The 14,290-nt window shown below is 62.8% G+C and carries 15 protein-coding genes; 5 read left to right on the plus strand and 10 right to left on the minus strand.

The window, feature by feature from the left end; translation table 11 throughout:
* The first annotated feature begins 81 nt into the window (after positions 1 to 81).
* Positions 82 to 1,305 carry an MFS transporter gene (locus tag AC1D1N_RS16510; protein WP_477349754.1) on the plus strand — a complete coding sequence of 408 codons (1,224 nt, stop codon included), beginning with the start codon at positions 82 to 84 and terminating at the stop codon, positions 1,303 to 1,305.
* A 336-nt stretch (positions 1,306 to 1,641) separates the two neighbouring features.
* Here AC1D1N_RS16510 and ribB read toward each other — a convergent pair whose 3' ends face one another.
* Together ribB and aroC are read right to left on the minus strand one after the other, a co-directional pair.
* Positions 1,642 to 2,742 (minus strand): 3,4-dihydroxy-2-butanone-4-phosphate synthase, encoded by a 1,101-nt coding sequence (gene ribB / locus AC1D1N_RS16515; protein WP_352560106.1) that lies wholly within the window; start codon positions 2,740 to 2,742, stop codon positions 1,642 to 1,644.
* A 115-nt stretch (positions 2,743 to 2,857) separates the two neighbouring features.
* A complete protein-coding gene (gene aroC, locus AC1D1N_RS16520) occupies positions 2,858 to 3,964 on the minus strand; it encodes a chorismate synthase (protein ID WP_477349756.1) in 1,107 nt (368 codons plus the stop codon).
* Positions 3,965 to 4,148: 184 nt separating this feature from the next.
* Between aroC and AC1D1N_RS16525 the strand changes: the two genes are divergently transcribed.
* Entirely contained in the window at positions 4,149 to 4,403 is a 255-nt protein-coding gene (locus AC1D1N_RS16525) for a DUF1344 domain-containing protein (protein WP_112563844.1), read from the plus strand.
* Positions 4,404 to 4,603: 200 nt separating this feature from the next.
* Here the strand turns inward: AC1D1N_RS16525 and AC1D1N_RS16530 are convergent, their stop codons facing one another.
* The 3 genes from AC1D1N_RS16530 to AC1D1N_RS16540 form a co-directional block, all read right to left on the minus strand.
* The gene (locus AC1D1N_RS16530) at positions 4,604 to 5,191 is read right to left on the minus strand and encodes a histidine phosphatase family protein (RefSeq protein WP_477349759.1); all 588 of its coding nucleotides are present in this window, start codon (positions 5,189 to 5,191) and stop codon (positions 4,604 to 4,606) included.
* A 46-nt stretch (positions 5,192 to 5,237) separates the two neighbouring features.
* Positions 5,238 to 6,059, minus strand: coding sequence for an enoyl-ACP reductase FabI (fabI, locus tag AC1D1N_RS16535; RefSeq protein WP_112563840.1), 822 nt, complete (start codon positions 6,057 to 6,059; stop codon positions 5,238 to 5,240).
* 445 nt (positions 6,060 to 6,504) lie between these two features.
* On the minus strand, positions 6,505 to 7,428 hold the full coding sequence (locus tag AC1D1N_RS16540; RefSeq protein ID WP_436258855.1) for a DnaJ C-terminal domain-containing protein: 924 nt from the start codon (positions 7,426 to 7,428) through the stop codon (positions 6,505 to 6,507).
* A gap of 219 nt (positions 7,429 to 7,647) precedes the next feature.
* On the opposite strand from AC1D1N_RS16540, the gene AC1D1N_RS16545 reads away from it, so the two are divergent.
* Positions 7,648 to 9,075, plus strand: coding sequence for a M20 family metallopeptidase (locus AC1D1N_RS16545; RefSeq protein WP_436258854.1), 1,428 nt, complete (start codon positions 7,648 to 7,650; stop codon positions 9,073 to 9,075).
* A 59-nt stretch (positions 9,076 to 9,134) separates the two neighbouring features.
* Here the strand turns inward: AC1D1N_RS16545 and AC1D1N_RS16550 are convergent, their stop codons facing one another.
* Positions 9,135 to 9,596, minus strand: a complete 462-nt coding sequence (locus tag AC1D1N_RS16550; RefSeq protein ID WP_436258853.1) for an RT0821/Lpp0805 family surface protein — start codon at positions 9,594 to 9,596, stop codon at positions 9,135 to 9,137.
* Between the two features lie 40 nt (positions 9,597 to 9,636).
* On the opposite strand from AC1D1N_RS16550, the gene pdxH reads away from it, so the two are divergent.
* Together pdxH and AC1D1N_RS16560 are read left to right on the plus strand one after the other, a co-directional pair.
* Positions 9,637 to 10,254 (plus strand): pyridoxamine 5'-phosphate oxidase, encoded by a 618-nt coding sequence (gene pdxH, locus AC1D1N_RS16555; protein ID WP_192256275.1) that lies wholly within the window; start codon positions 9,637 to 9,639, stop codon positions 10,252 to 10,254.
* A gap of 56 nt (positions 10,255 to 10,310) precedes the next feature.
* Positions 10,311 to 10,943, plus strand: a complete 633-nt coding sequence (locus tag AC1D1N_RS16560) for a LysE family translocator (protein ID WP_436258852.1) — start codon at positions 10,311 to 10,313, stop codon at positions 10,941 to 10,943.
* 96 nt (positions 10,944 to 11,039) lie between these two features.
* Here the strand turns inward: AC1D1N_RS16560 and AC1D1N_RS16565 are convergent, their stop codons facing one another.
* The 4 genes from AC1D1N_RS16565 to AC1D1N_RS16580 are packed head-to-tail and all read right to left on the minus strand — an operon-like array spanning position 11,040 to position 14,101.
* Positions 11,040 to 11,609 carry a hypothetical protein gene (locus AC1D1N_RS16565; RefSeq protein WP_477349762.1) on the minus strand — a complete coding sequence of 190 codons (570 nt, stop codon included), beginning with the start codon at positions 11,607 to 11,609 and terminating at the stop codon, positions 11,040 to 11,042.
* The gene (locus tag AC1D1N_RS16570; protein ID WP_436258850.1) at positions 11,606 to 12,202 is read right to left on the minus strand and encodes a hypothetical protein; all 597 of its coding nucleotides are present in this window, start codon (positions 12,200 to 12,202) and stop codon (positions 11,606 to 11,608) included. The genes AC1D1N_RS16565 and AC1D1N_RS16570 overlap by 4 nt, the downstream gene beginning before the upstream one ends.
* Entirely contained in the window at positions 12,199 to 12,783 is a 585-nt protein-coding gene (locus tag AC1D1N_RS16575) for a hypothetical protein (RefSeq protein ID WP_477349764.1), read from the minus strand. The genes AC1D1N_RS16570 and AC1D1N_RS16575 overlap by 4 nt, the downstream gene beginning before the upstream one ends.
* Positions 12,776 to 14,101, minus strand: a complete 1,326-nt coding sequence (locus AC1D1N_RS16580; protein WP_477349766.1) for a hypothetical protein — start codon at positions 14,099 to 14,101, stop codon at positions 12,776 to 12,778. The genes AC1D1N_RS16575 and AC1D1N_RS16580 overlap by 8 nt, the downstream gene beginning before the upstream one ends.
* Between the last annotated feature and the right edge of the window lie 189 nt (positions 14,102 to 14,290).

A 14,290-nucleotide genomic window follows, 5' to 3' on the forward strand; every position in this document is an offset into this window, starting at 1 on the left:
GACATACGTCGCGTATGCACTATCTTACAATCATACGCATCGTATGTAATTGTTGAATTGGCCTTTGTCGAGGAGCCCGCAATGCAAAACCCCTACGCCGAAATCTTTCGTGCCCCCGGAGCCAAGGGCTTTGCCAGCGCCGGCTTCCTGGCGCGCCTGCCGATCGCCATGGCGCCGATCGGAATCGTGGCGATGCTGTCGCAAACGCATGGCGAATACTGGCTGGCCGGCGCCGTCGCGGCGGCCTTCGCGCTGAGCAATGCTTTCGTTGCACCGCAAATCTCACGGCTGGTCGACCGGCTCGGCCAGACGCGCATCGTTGTTCCCACCACCATCGTCACCGTGATCGCCTTTGCGGTGCTGATCGCAGCAGCCAATCAGGACTGGCCGGTATGGACGCTGTTCGTGTCGGCGCTGGCGGCGGCCGCCATGCCCAGCATGCCGGCAATGGTGCGCGCGCGCTGGACCGAGATTTTTCGCGGCCGGCCGCAGATGAACACCGCTTTCGCCTTCGAGTCGGCTGCGGACGAACTCGTCTACATCGCAGGCGCATCGCTGTCGGTGGGCTTGAGCGCCGCGCTCTTCCCCGAAGCTGGTGTTCTGGTGAGCACGCTGTTCCTCGCTATCGGTTCGACAGCCTTCATCCTGCAGCGCTCGACCGAGCCGCAAGTGCGGCCGGTGGATCATGTCACGAGCGGCTCGGCAATCCGCCTGCGGCCGGTGCAGATCATCACTTTTGCCCTGATCTTCATCGGCGCGACCTTCGCCACGACGGAAGTGAGCACGGTGGCGATTACCAAGGAGCTCGGCCAGCCAGGCGCCGCCAGCCTCGTCATCGGCGTCTATGCGCTGGGATCGTTCGTGCTCGGCCTCGTCGTCGGCGCGCTCAACCTGAAAGCACCGCTGCAGCGCCAACTGGCCATCGCGGTCGCCCTCGTCGCGCTCGGCACGCTGCTGCCGCTCACCGCCGGCACCGTGCCGCTCTTGGCGCTGGCCGTGTTCATCAGCGGCGTGGCGATCTCGCCGACCTTCATCACCGCCTTTGGCCTGATCGAGCGGCATGTGCCCGAAGCGATGCTGACCGAGGGGATCACCTGGGTGATGACCGGGATCGGCATCGGCATGGCGCTGGGCTCGTTTGCCGCCGGCGCGGTGGTGGACGAGTTCGGCGCCCGGAACGGGTTCTGGGTTTCGGTGGCGGCTGGCACTATCGCTCTGGTCACGGTGCTCGCCGGCCAGCGCAGCCTGGCCACCCATGAATGCGACCTGGATGGATGCGAGGCTGCCGCCGTTCCCGCGGAGTGACGTGGACAAGCATCCAGCCGTTTGTTTTCGATAGTGACGACGTTCGCGATTGGCTGAAGCCTCTACGCGGTCGTCATCCCAGGGCGAAGCAGGAGCGAAGCTCCGTCGCGGAGACCCTGGGATCCATGCCGCGACCAAAGGCGAAGGGTACAACGGAACAGTATCCTGCACCGTGGCGGCACGTGGAAGTCGCGGCATGGATCCTCGGGTCTGCGCCGCGTCGCTACGCTCCTTGCTTCGCCCGTGGATGACGAAGAGAGGGTGTTTTACGCCAATCTCCAAAGCATGCGATTGCTAGGTGCGGCTGGTTCCGATCCGCCAACCCGAAGCTTGGGATTAGATAATCTCCGTCTTTGCGATGTGTATGCCAAATCCTTCGAGACCGACATAGTGGCGTTCGCGCGAGGCGATCAGATTGATCGAGGAAATGCCGAGATCCTTCAGGATCTGGGCGCCGAGGCCGATTTCGCGCCATTCGTTCTCGCGGCGGCGCGCCTCTTCATGGTCCTCGCGGTCGCCGCTCTGCGGCCGCTTGCGCTCCTGATGGGCGACGCCGACGGAGCCTTCTCTGAGGTAGACGATGACGCCGCGCTTGCGCTCGCCCATCGCCTTCATGATGCCGTCGAGCCGATGGCTGGTGCCGAAGACGTCGGTCACCACATCCTCGGAATGCAGCCGCACCGGGACGTCCTCGCCGTCGCGGATATCGCCGAAGACGATCGCGACATGGTGCATGGAATCCCAGGGCAATGTGTAGGTGAAGACCTGCGCCTTGCCGCCGAGCGTGTCGATTTCGGAGCAGGCGACGCGCTCGACCAGCGTTTCCTTGCGCTGCCGGTAGGCGATGAGGTCGGCAACCGAAACCTGCTTAAGGCCATGTTCTTCGGCAAAGCTTGCCACCTGCGGGCCGCGCTTGACGGTGCCGTCGTCGTTGACCAGTTCCGAAATCACGCCGACCGGCGGCAGGCCGGCGAGCTTGCACAGGTCGACCGCGGCTTCGGTATGGCCCGAGCGCATCAGCACGCCGCCTTCGCGGGCGATCAGCGGAAAGATGTGGCCGGGACGGACGAAATCCGAACCGCCGACATTGCCGTTGGCGAGGTTGCGCACGGTCAGCGTGCGGTCGTCGGCCGAAATGCCGGTCGTGGTGCCATGTTTGAAATCGACGCTGACGGTAAAGGCGGTGGTGTGGGCGGAATCATTGTCGGCGACCATCGGCGACAGGTTCAGGCGCTTCGCCTCCTCGCGCGGCATCGGCGTGCAGACGATGCCGGAGGTGTGGCGGATGATGAAGGCCATCTTCTCCGGCGTGCAATGCACGGCGGCAACGATCAGGTCACCCTCATTCTCGCGTCCGTCATCGTCCATGACGACAACGATCTCACCGCGCTCGAAAGCGCGGAGGGCTTCGACGATTTTCTTCTGGTCGTAAGGCATTGGCTCGCGTCACTCACGGGGCAGGAGGGGAATAGGGCAGTAAGGCAGTAGGGAAAAGGAAAATCTGGCTGTGTTCGGCGGGCTGCGTAACATATTGCCCTACTGCCGTACTGCCCTATTCCCCTCCCTTTCCCGTCTGTCCTCGATGCCGCAGATAATGATCGGCGATCGCGCAGGCAACCATGGCCTCGCCGATCGGCACCGCGCGGATGCCGACGCAGGGGTCGTGGCGGCCCTTGGTCATGACATCGACGTCGTTGCCGTCCTTGTCGATGGATTTGCGCGGCGTCAGGATCGACGAGGTCGGCTTGACGGCGAAACGGGCGATAATCGCCTGACCGGTCGAGATGCCGCCCAAAATGCCGCCGGCATTGTTGGACAGGAAGACAGGCTTGCCGTCATTGCCCATGCGCATCTCGTCGGCGTTCTGTTCGCCCGTGATGCGGGCAGCCTCGAAACCATTGCCGATCTCGACACCCTTGACGGCGTTGATCGACATCAGGCCCGACGCAATGTCCTGGTCGAGCTTGGCGTAGATCGGCGCGCCGAGGCCGGCCGGCACGCCGTCGGCGACGATTTCGATCACCGCTCCGACCGAGGAGCCGGATTTGCGGATGCCGTCGAGATAGCGGGTGAAGACCGGAACGGACGCTGGGTCCGGAGTGAAGAACGGGTTTTCGGCGTCACCGATGAAATTCCAGTTCCAGTTGGCGCGGTCGATCGATTTTTCGCCCATCGAAACCAGCGCGCCACGCACCACCATGCCGGGCACCACTTTGCGGGCAAGCGCGCCGGCAGCCACGCGCGCTGCCGTCTCGCGCGCCGAGGAGCGGCCGCCGCCGCGATGGTCGCGCACGCCGTATTTGACGTCATAGGTGTAGTCGGCATGGCCCGGCCGGTACTGGCGGGCGATCTCGCCATAGTCCTTGGAGCGCTGGTCGACATTCTCGATCAGCATCGAGACCGGCGTGCCGGTGGTGATCATCGTCTCGCCGTCGTCGTCGAGGATGAAGCCGGACAGCACCTTGACTTCATCCGGTTCGCGGCGTTGCGTCACAAAACGTGACTGGCCGGGGCGGCGCTTGTCGAGTTCGGCCTGGATTTCGGCCCGCGTGAAGCGGATGCCGGGCGGGCAGCCGTCGACGACGCAGCCGAGCGACGGGCCATGGCTTTCGCCCCAGGTGGTGACGCGGAACAGATGGCCGAACGTGTTGTGAGACATGGAATTTTGCCCTGCCCGGCAGCGGAACCGGATCAAGGGTGCCTTCTATTGGCGTTTTCCACAGCGGTCAAACTGTGATCCGGCGGTTTTAGTTTTGACACATTCGGTTGGTTTCTGCTCTCTTCCATCCGCCCGTTGAAAGCTCGCCGCCACCTGTGCAGGCGCAATGACAAAGAGGACGACGATGCGTACCCTGATCGGCGCTGCTGCCGCCATATTGCTGATTTCCACCGCCGCCTATGCCGGCCAGACCGAAGGCCTGATCAAGAACGTCGACAAGGACGCGCTGACGCTGACGCTGGAGGACGGAAAGTCCTACAAGCTCAACGCCGAGACCGATCTCGACTCGCTGAAGCCCGGCATGGATATCGTGATCGCCTATGACGTGACGAATGGCGAGAACGTCGTCACCGACATGGAACTGCCTGATACCGAGTAAGGCGAACTGCCTGATACCGAGTAAGGCCGGCACCGAGTAAGGCCGACACCGAATAGGACCAGCATCGAACAGGGTTTTTCGCCCTGCGGACAAACAGGACGGACGTCCTGTTTGTTCGCCGCTCGATGCTCCGGCTATCTCTTTGATTCACGCAATTCCGGACGGAAAACCGTTTCACACTTTTCCTGGAATTGCTTAGTCTAAAGCCACTCTAGGCGCCCGTCCTGCAGCCTGAGCACGCGGTCCTGCGGCACGTCCAGCCTCGCCGCTTCGTCTTCGGAAACGCCTTCCACCATCCGAAACAGGGTCCGCACCACGCCGCCATGCGTGACGCAGACCGTCTGGCGGTCCAGCGCGTCGAACCACGGCTTCACCCGTTCGAGCAGCATCTGGTAGCTTTCGGCGCCCTCGCCCGGCGGCTGAAAATTCCATTTGTTGCGCCGGCGCGGCTTGACCGAGCCTGGGCTGCGCGCCTCGAGTTCGGCAAAGGTGTACCCCTGCCAGTCGCCGAAATGCACCTCGACCAGGCGCGGGTCGGTACGAAAGGCGTCGGGATCGAGCCGCATTGCCAAGCGTACCCGCTGCATCGTCTCGCGCGTCCGCTTCATCGGGCTGGCGACAAAGTCGAAATCTTCGGGCTTCTGGATCAGTTCGGCCAGGCGTCGTCCGTTGCGGGTCGCCTGCTCGCGGCCGAGTTCATTGAGATCGGTGTCGGCCTGCCCTTGCAGCCGGAACTCGGCATTCCACTGCGTCTGGCCGTGGCGCACGATGTAGACGAGCGGAACCATCAGGTCTTCCGGAAAGCAGGACAGACGGGCAGAGATTGTGGCAGGACTATTCCTTGACGGTCGAAATATCCGGCGCGTCGACCGCTTTCATGCCGACGACGTGGTAGCCAGAATCGACATGGTGGACTTCGCCGGTGACGCCACGCGACAGATCCGACAGGAAATAGACACCGGAATCGCCGACTTCTTCCTGGGTGACCGTCTGCTTCAGCGGCGAATTGTACTCGTTCCACTTCAGGATGTAGCGGAAATCGCCAATACCCGAAGCAGCCAAGGTCTTGATCGGCCCGGCCGAGATGGCATTGACGCGGATCTTCTTGCCGCCGAGATCGACGGCGAGATAGCGCACGCTGGCTTCGAGCGCGGCCTTGGCGACACCCATGACGTTGTAGTGCGGCATCACTTTTTCGGCGCCGTAATAGGTCAGCGTCAGCAGCGAGCCGCCATCGGTCATCAGCGCCTCGGCACGCTTGGCGATGGTGGTGAAGGAATAGACCGAAATGTCCATGGTGCGCAGAAAGTTGTCGCGAGTCGTCTCGACATAGCGGCCGGTCAGCTCGTCCTTGTCGGAAAAGGCGATGGCATGGACGAGGAAGTCGAGCTTGCCACCCCAATGCTTGGCGACATTGGCAAAAACCTCGTCGAGGCTCGCCGGGTCGGTGACATCGCAATGGCCGGCGACAAAGGCGCCCAGTTCCGCCGCCAGCGGCTCGACGCGCTTCTTGAACGCTTCGCCCTGATAGGTCAGCGCGATCTCGGCGCCGTGGTCGACGCAGGCCTTGGCGATGCCGTAGGCGATCGATCTGTTGTTGGCGATGCCCAGTATAAGCCCGCGCTTGCCGGCCATAAGGCCCTGTCCACCCGCCATGTCAGCGCTCTCCGAAAGATTTTCTGCTTTGGAGTGCCTATCGCACAGGCAGAAAGGCGCATCAAGCGCAGACGGGGTGCGCGTTCAATTCAGACACTCGGCAAACAGCGATTAGGGGTGTGTAACGTGTTTGTGAGCTTCAAATGGCTCAGGCCAGCGCGTCTTGACGGCCCAGGCCCGCGACCGACCAGCCGAATCGGCCGGTCGGCATCGGATCGAGAGCCCGCATGTCCCGGTGCGGCAGGCGTTGCGCCGATTCGGCGAAACCATCCGGCGCATGGAGGAAGCGGCGCCCGACTCCTAGAGCATTTCACCGTTTCACGGAACCGGCGAACCGCTCTATCTCTTTGTTTTTACGCAATTCCCAAGGGAAAGCGCTGCGCTTTTCCCGGGAAAACCGCTCACACTTTTCCTGGAATGCTCTAGCAGGCGAAATGCAGCCGCGTCAGCCCTTGCGGCCGCGCATCAGCGCTTCGAGCTCGCTGTCGCCACCTTCCGGCAGCATGATGCGGACATGGGCATAGAGATCGCCATGGCCGCCGGCCTTTTCCGGCAAGCCCCTGCCCTTCAGCCGCAGAACCTTGTCCGAACTCGACCAGGCCGGAACATTGACCGCCAGCCTGCCGGTCGGCGTGTCGACCGGTACCTTGGCGCCCAGCACCGCATCGGCCAACGCTACCTCCAGATCGGCATGCAGGTCGCGACCCTCGATGCGGTAGCGCGGATGCCTGCGGATGTGGATCTTGACCAGTGCATCGCCCGGCTGTCCCGGTCCTTGCTCGCCCTGGCCCTTCAGCCGGATGGTCTGGCCCTCCTCGACATAGGCCGGCAGCTTGACCGCGATCTTGCGGCCGTCTGGGAACATCGCCGTCACCTTCTCGGCGGTCGCCATCTCCTCGATGGTGACGTCGAGCGTCACGTTGAGGTCCGCTGCCTGCACCGGCTGGCGGCGGTCGCCGGCGCCGCGCGCGCCGGAAAAAGCGTCGCCAAAGATCTGGCTGAAAATGTCGCTGTTGCCGTCGAACGGATCGCCACCCGGACGGCCCGAGCGGAATTCGAAGCGCGAGCCGCCGGCGCCCTGCTGGCGGCGAAAGCCGCCAAACGGATCGCCGCCACCGGCTGCGCCCTCAAAACCCTGGAATTTCGGCTTGCCGTCGGCGTCGATCTCGCCGCGGTCGAACGCCGCACGATTCTTCTCGTCGCCGATCACCTCATAGGCCTGGTTGGCCGCGGCAAACCGGTCCTTCGCCTTGGGATCATTCGGATTCTGGTCCGGATGATGCTTCTTGGCGAGTTTGCGGTACGCCGATTTTATGTCCTTGGCCGATGCGTTCTTGGCAACGCCCAGCACCTCATAGGGGTCGCGCATGCTTCCTGCCTGCAAGAAGGGGTGAATCTACAGTTGCCTTCTATATGCGCTCGCATAGGAAGAAATTCCAGTGCTGCACAGCCATATTGACGGCGGAATTAGAGCCCGATGAGATCATTGAGCGGGCGATGGTTTGAGACAAGTGGGATTTGGCGACGGACGTATGGCGCGGCGGGATGGACACTGGCCGTCCAAAACCATCGATGCTAGGCTGAAGGCATGACGCGTGAGGCTGCGATAGCCCGGTCGGAGGCATACTTCGATTCCGGCGCCTTTCGGGAGGATTTGGCCCGTCGGATCAGCATGCCGACAGAGAGCCAGAACCCTGATCGCGAACATGTGCTGGTCGAGTACATCGAGGCTGAGATAAGGCCGGCATTCGAAGTGCTTGGCTTTGCCTGCCGAACGCTTAACCAGGACGGCTGGCCATTCTTTTTCGCCGAACGCACAGAGGACGCGGCACGTCCGACGGTACTTGGCTATGGCCACGGCGACGTGATCCGCGGGTTGGATGACGAGTGGGATGAGGGTCTTTCACCGTGGCGTCTGACCGAACGTGACGACAGATGGTACGGTCGCGGCGTCGCCGACAACAAGGGCCAGCATTCGATAAATGTCGGCGCTCTTCGAGCCGTGATCGAGACACGCGGAAAGCTCGGCTTCAATGCCAAGTATCTGATCGAAATGGGGGAAGAACGGGTCTCGCCCGGCCTGCGGGAACTGGCCAAGACCCACAAGGAACTATTCCGATCGGATGTGCTGATCGCCTCGGACGGCCCTCGCCTCTCCGTCGAAAGGCCGACCGTGTTTTTGGGTTCGCGCGGCTCTATCTCCTTCGACATCTGGATTGATGCGCGCAAGGGCGGCCATCATTCGGGAAACTGGGGCGGTCTGCTCTCGGATCCAGCCATTCAACTTGCCCATGCTATTGCGAGCATCACCGAACCGACCGGAAAAATTCGGATTCCGGAGTGGCTTCCGACAAGCATTCCCGAGGATGTGCGACACGTTCTTGCTGACTGTGAGGTGGAAAGCGGCACGGACGAGCCCAAGATCGATCCCGATTGGGGCGAGCCTGGCCTGACCTCCGCGGAGAAGGTTTTTGCGTGGAGCTCATTTTCGGTGCTGGCCTTGGAGGCGGGGAATCCGAGGATGCCTGTTGGTGCCATCCCGCCCCGAGCCTGGGCGCGTTGCCAGCTTCGCTTCGTCATCGGGGTGGACGTGCAGGACGTCCTCCCTGCCTTGCGCCGCCATCTGGACCGCAACGGATTTTCGACCGTGCAGATTGCCAAAGCACGCGACGAAGTTTTTCACGCGACGCGACTGGATACGAGGCACCCATGGGTCAGTTGGGTGGTGGATTCGATCGCCCGCACGACGGGAAAGAAACCCGCTATTCTGCCGAGCCTCGGCGGGTCACTTCCGAACGACATCTTCTCCGAAATTCTTGAAATGCCTACCATTTGGGTCCCGCATTCTTATCCCGGGTGTTCGCAGCACGCGCCCAATGAGCATCTGCCGGTTGCCATTGCCCGAGAAGGGTTGGGGCTGATGGCAGGACTTTACTGGGATTTGGGCGAGCCGAACGGACAGCCAATGACTCGCTCAGGCCTTCGGAAAGCAGACATTGATGTCGAGGCTACTTGAGGTCGGCTCTTGGCGCATAGTCGCCTATCGATGTGGGCCAAACATGCAGTCTGGAACACTTAAAGCGCCTTGAAATCCTGCATGTGCCAGCCGCCGGCGCCGGCCATGCACAATTCACCCTTGAACAAAGCGACGCCGTCGAAGCTTTCGCGCGAGGCGGTGAAGCTGCGGCAGGTCTGGCCATTGTCCTGCAGCTCGGCGAGTTCCGTGATGGAGCCGCGTGAACCGGTGCCGGCATTCGCCCACGGCACAGCCTGGCCGCGAAGCTCCTCGATGTCGGCAGAAGAGACCGCATTGCCGATCGTGGTCTGGTCGGAAGCGTCATCGGCGTCCGTCGATGTCGCCTGCGCCGGCGCGCTCGAGGTGACGATGGAACGGTCGACCTCGGCTTTTTCCAGGCTGAAGCCGCCGGCGCCGCAGGCGGCAAGCGGCAAGGCGACGATCACGATCACGGCTTTCGAACTGGCCGAAGCGATAGCGCTCCATTGCCCGCTGTCAAAAGCTTGCGCGATACGCGACAATCGGCAACCTCCTGAGATTCGAGACAATTTGAGAAAAACTATGAGTGACACCGAGTTAACAACTGGTGACTTTACCGAGGCCGCCGAGCCGTTCCGGCTCTTTGCCGCCTGGCTGGAGGACGCCAAAAAAAGCGAAATCAACGATGCCAACGGTGTCGCGCTGGCAACCGTCGATGCCGACGGCATGCCGGATGTGCGTATGGTGCTGCTCAAGGGGTTCGATGAAAGCGGTTTTGTCTTCTACACGAATTTCGAGAGCGCCAAGGGCCGCGAGATTCTTGGCAGCATGAAGGCGGCGATGTGCTTTCACTGGAAATCGCTGCGGCGCCAGGTGCGCATCCGCGGGCCGGTGGAGATCGTCAGCGACGCCGAAGCGGACGCCTACTACGCGACGCGGCCGCGCGGCAGCCGCATCGGCGCCTGGGCTTCGAAACAGTCGCGGCCGCTGGAAAGCCGCTTCGCGCTCGAGAAAGCGGTGGCCGAATACACGGCGCGCTACCCGATCGGCGAAATTCCACGGCCAAAGCACTGGTCGGGCTTCCGCATCGTGCCACAGGCGATCGAGTTCTGGCACGACCGGCCGTTCCGGCTGCACGACCGCCTGCTCTTTTCGCGCAATGCCGAAGGCGGCTGGGACAAGACGCGGCTTTACCCCTGACGCTTGTGAAATGGCGCAGCGATCCTAAGCTGATCTGGCTGCAAAGGGAGAATCCAATGAGCCTGTTCATGGCCTTTCTCGGTGTCTCTTTCATTGTGCTTGCGACGCCCGGTCCCGACACCGCCATCACCATCCGCAACACGCTGCTTGGCGGGCGTGCGGCCGGCGTCTTCACCGCGCTCGGCATCTCCAGCGGCCAAACGATCTGGGCGCTGGCCACCAGCGCCGGTATCGTCGCCCTGCTGGTCGCTTCGGAGCCGCTATTCCTTGCGGTCAAATATGCGGGTGCCGCCTATCTCGTCTATCTCGGCTTCAAGGCGCTGCAGGAGGCGCTTTGGCCCTCCCGTCAGCAGGACATGGCTGAAGTCACGAGGCCGGCACGGCGGCTGACGGCGGCGACCGCCTACCGCCAGGGACTGATCAGCGATCTCGGCAATCCCAAAATGGCAGTGTTCTTCGCCAGCCTACTGCCGCAATTCGTACCGCCCGGCGGGGAAAGCTTCGCGGCGCTGCTCGGTCTCGGCGTGGTTTTCGCCGTCATGACCTTCGCGTGGCTGGCGCTCTACGCCACGGTCGTCGCCAAAGCGGGGGATTTCCTGCGCCGGCCATCGATCCGCCGTACCATCGAAGGCGTGACCGGAATTGTGCTGATCGGCTTGGGCATCCGCATCGCGGCCGAACACCGGTAGCGGCTCATCCTTCCAGGCGGCATCAGACGCCAATGACCATGCCGCCATCTGCGGTGGGTTGAATGGTGTGATGATCTTGCGGCGACAGCGCTGGGATCAGTCCTTTTCCAGCTGGAACAGCAGGAAATGCGGCCGCTCGCTGGCAACGCCGAGCGCCGGCCTGATCGACTTGGTCGCCTCCTTCGGCACCAGGAACGTCTCGCGCAGATTGAGCGTGTCGCCGGTCTTGGCGCCGGAGAAGATCGCCGAAATGCAGGTCTGCACATTGTCCGGCGTTCTCAGCGAGACAATGGACGTCGGCGACCAGCGCCGTCCCTCGGCATCGATCAGCATGACCTTGCAGCCAAGCCATAGCTTCTGCAGGTCGGGATCGCCGACGGTCACCGAAAAATCAGCCAGCACCGGTACGGAATCGGTCGGCAGATTCTTCATGCCGAAGGCGCCGCGCAGATCGGTCAATTTCCAGTCGCTGCCGCCGAAATGCGCGCTCTGGCCCCAGGCGACGCGGCGCTCAAACAAGTCATTGTCAGCGAGCAACTGCTTGACGCTGTCATAGGCTTCGACAGCCAAGGTCAGAGGGATGAGCACAAGCAGCGCCCAAAGGCTGCGGCGGCGCCATTTCCGCTCGCCGAGGCCATTGTCCTGAGCCAGATCCCGCGCCGTCATTTCGGAAGCCCGCCAATCGCCTGGGTCAGATCGAGCGTGTCGATGGTGCCGGCAGCCATGCCGTCGGACAAGGCAGCGACCGGCCCAATCGAAATCTCGGCCTGCGAATCGAGGGCCGCCATCAGCTTGCTCGAGATGAGTACCGTCGCGTTGCCGACCTCCTCCGGCCTCACCTCGAAGACCAGCCTTGCCTTCCTCGGCAGGCCGGGATCGACAGTTATCGGGAGAAGGCCGTTGTTGATGAAGGACAGCCGCTCGGTGTGGTCATAGATCAATCCCGTCGATCCGCGCCAGGACGCGATCGCGACAGTTGTCGACGCAGCCCTGGCCGCGAATTCGACCGTCACCACCGCCCAGACGCCGCCGGTGGTCAGCACCTTCGTCTCGCCGAACCGGTCCGTCTTGAGCTTGCGCGCAAACTCCAGCTTTTCGGCGCGAACCTCGAAGCTGCGGCCAACGATTGTATCTCCCACCTTGCCCCGTACGGGAATGGGGCCGATCAGGTCGGCATAGTGCGGCTTCGATATCTGCAAGCCGTAGCAGAACGCCACGGCGACAAGCAGCAAAACCAGATCGGCCAGTCTGCGCATCATGGCTGGCCTCCAGTGTCGGACGCGACAGGAATCGTCAGCGTGCCGACCGGGCTCGGATTGAACCAGCCGGGCAGGCCGTAAAGGTTGTCGCGCTGTTTGTAGGTCTTGCGGATGACCGTCAGGCCGAGGCTTGCCGGGGCTGCCGCACCATCCGGCAGCTCCCAGATATAGGCCATGCGTTCCGTCATGCCGGGGTGCAGTTCCGGCGACAGTGTCTCGTCGCGCGTCAACACGATGTACGGTTTTGTTGCCGGGTCGAGCAGCGGCCGGGTCGCCTGGAGGAGCTCGAAATAATCCTTCGTCGATTGGGCCGTGCGGTTGGTCATGTCGACCTCGAAGACCAGCGCCTTCGTCCCCGGCTTTCGCAAGGTGCCATAGACATATTTTTCTGCGCTGACATAGGCCTTCACCGGCCGCAGCAGCCATTGCCCGGTTTCGATCGGATTGGCAGGAGTCAGAACCGGCACTTGCGCATGCCTTGCCTCGAAGGCACCCAGCACGCCGGCAACGGCAATCGCCGCCGCCGTGCCGATGCCGGCGGCGAGCCATGCTTTCAGCCGCGAGCGGGCGGTCTCAAGCATCCTGCGCCGCCCCCGCCGGACCGGCCTGTTGCGCACTTTCGATGGACTGGCGCTTGGGCAGCGCGAAGGCTGTTTCGAGGATCGCGGCGAGGAAGCAGATCCGCAGCGGCTCGACCAGAATGCCGGTCGAAGAGTCCTGGAAAGCACTGCCGAACAGCAGCGAGACACCTTCGGACAGCACCTGCCAGGTGTCGAGGTCGTGCGGGCCGATGATGCGGGTCATGCCCAGCCACGCCCAGGCCGCCAGCCAATCGATCAGCCGATACCCGACGATCAGTGTGACGATGAGCACGAGGCCGGAGTTCAGCGTCAAGCGCACGCCATTGGCGATCGGCAGATAGCGCGAGCGATAGCCCGAGATGAAGTGCTCGACGAAGTCGCGCATGAACTTCGGAATGGTGCGATAGCGGGCGCCAAGGCGTTCGACCCGTTCGTGCACGCGCAAGAGCTCCTTATCGTCGCGCACGTCGTAGCCATAGATCAGTGCGGTCATGACCAGCCAGATCACCGGCAGCAGCATGAAGAAGAACAGCGCGACGAGCTTCGTTGTCGTGTCGATGGAGGTGACCTCGACCGGGACCATCGGATCGGCAAAGGCTTTTGCGACAGGGTTGGCCACGCCGTCGGCCGCAGCCTGCAGGACGGAAAAAATGTTGCGGCTCATGATCCAGCCGACGATGTCGTCCTTCCAGCGCGAGATGACGTAGAGACCGACGAAGATCCAGTTGGTTTCGCAGATCACCACGACGATCTGCCAGAAGGACCGGGCGCCGCCGCGCTTCTGCATCGCCTGGGCCAAACGCCGGACCAGCCAGGAGATGACAACGGAAAACACCAGCCAGTGCGAATCGAGCACATCCAGCACATTGCCGGCGCCTTCGCCGAACGGCGCCATGTCGAGGGTGACGCGCGAATATTGCCGCACCGTGTCGCCGAGAAAGCCCCAGGCGGCGTAGTAGGCGAAGAACGGCAGCAGCGCGACGGTGACCATGCGCGCCAGCCGCGAAGCACCGCTGCTCGTTTGGGCATCTGTCTCGCCGGGCGCCTGCCCACGCGCCGCCTGCTGCGCGGCACGGATCGCCGGCAGGCCGGGAAGCAGCGTCTGGAACATGGCGACGGTGACGATGAGCTGCGTCAGCGCCACCAGCGTCAGCAGCGCCAGCCCGGCCATGTGGTTGAGCAAGGCGGTGCGCGCGGCGATCTGCATGAACAGATCGCTGCCGACAATGCCCAAAAGCGCCATGGCGACCAGTTGCGGCCAGAAGGGCCACCAGAGCCTGAACGTCAGGCCGAGCGGCTTCACAACATCGGCAAGCATCGGACGCTCAACCCGTCAATGCAGGCCTCTTGGCATCTCGTAGGGTTGCTTGCTTGCAGCGACGTTGCGGGCCATGTCCTCTCCACTGACTAGGCCCCGCCCGCCGGATTTGTGAGATAGGGCGTGAAAACCGCAGTGTACAGATCAAAAAAATCGCGTCTGACGCGCGTTTCGCTCGAAGCTGCCACA

This window comes from Mesorhizobium sp. P2_B5 (genome assembly GCF_056404775.1).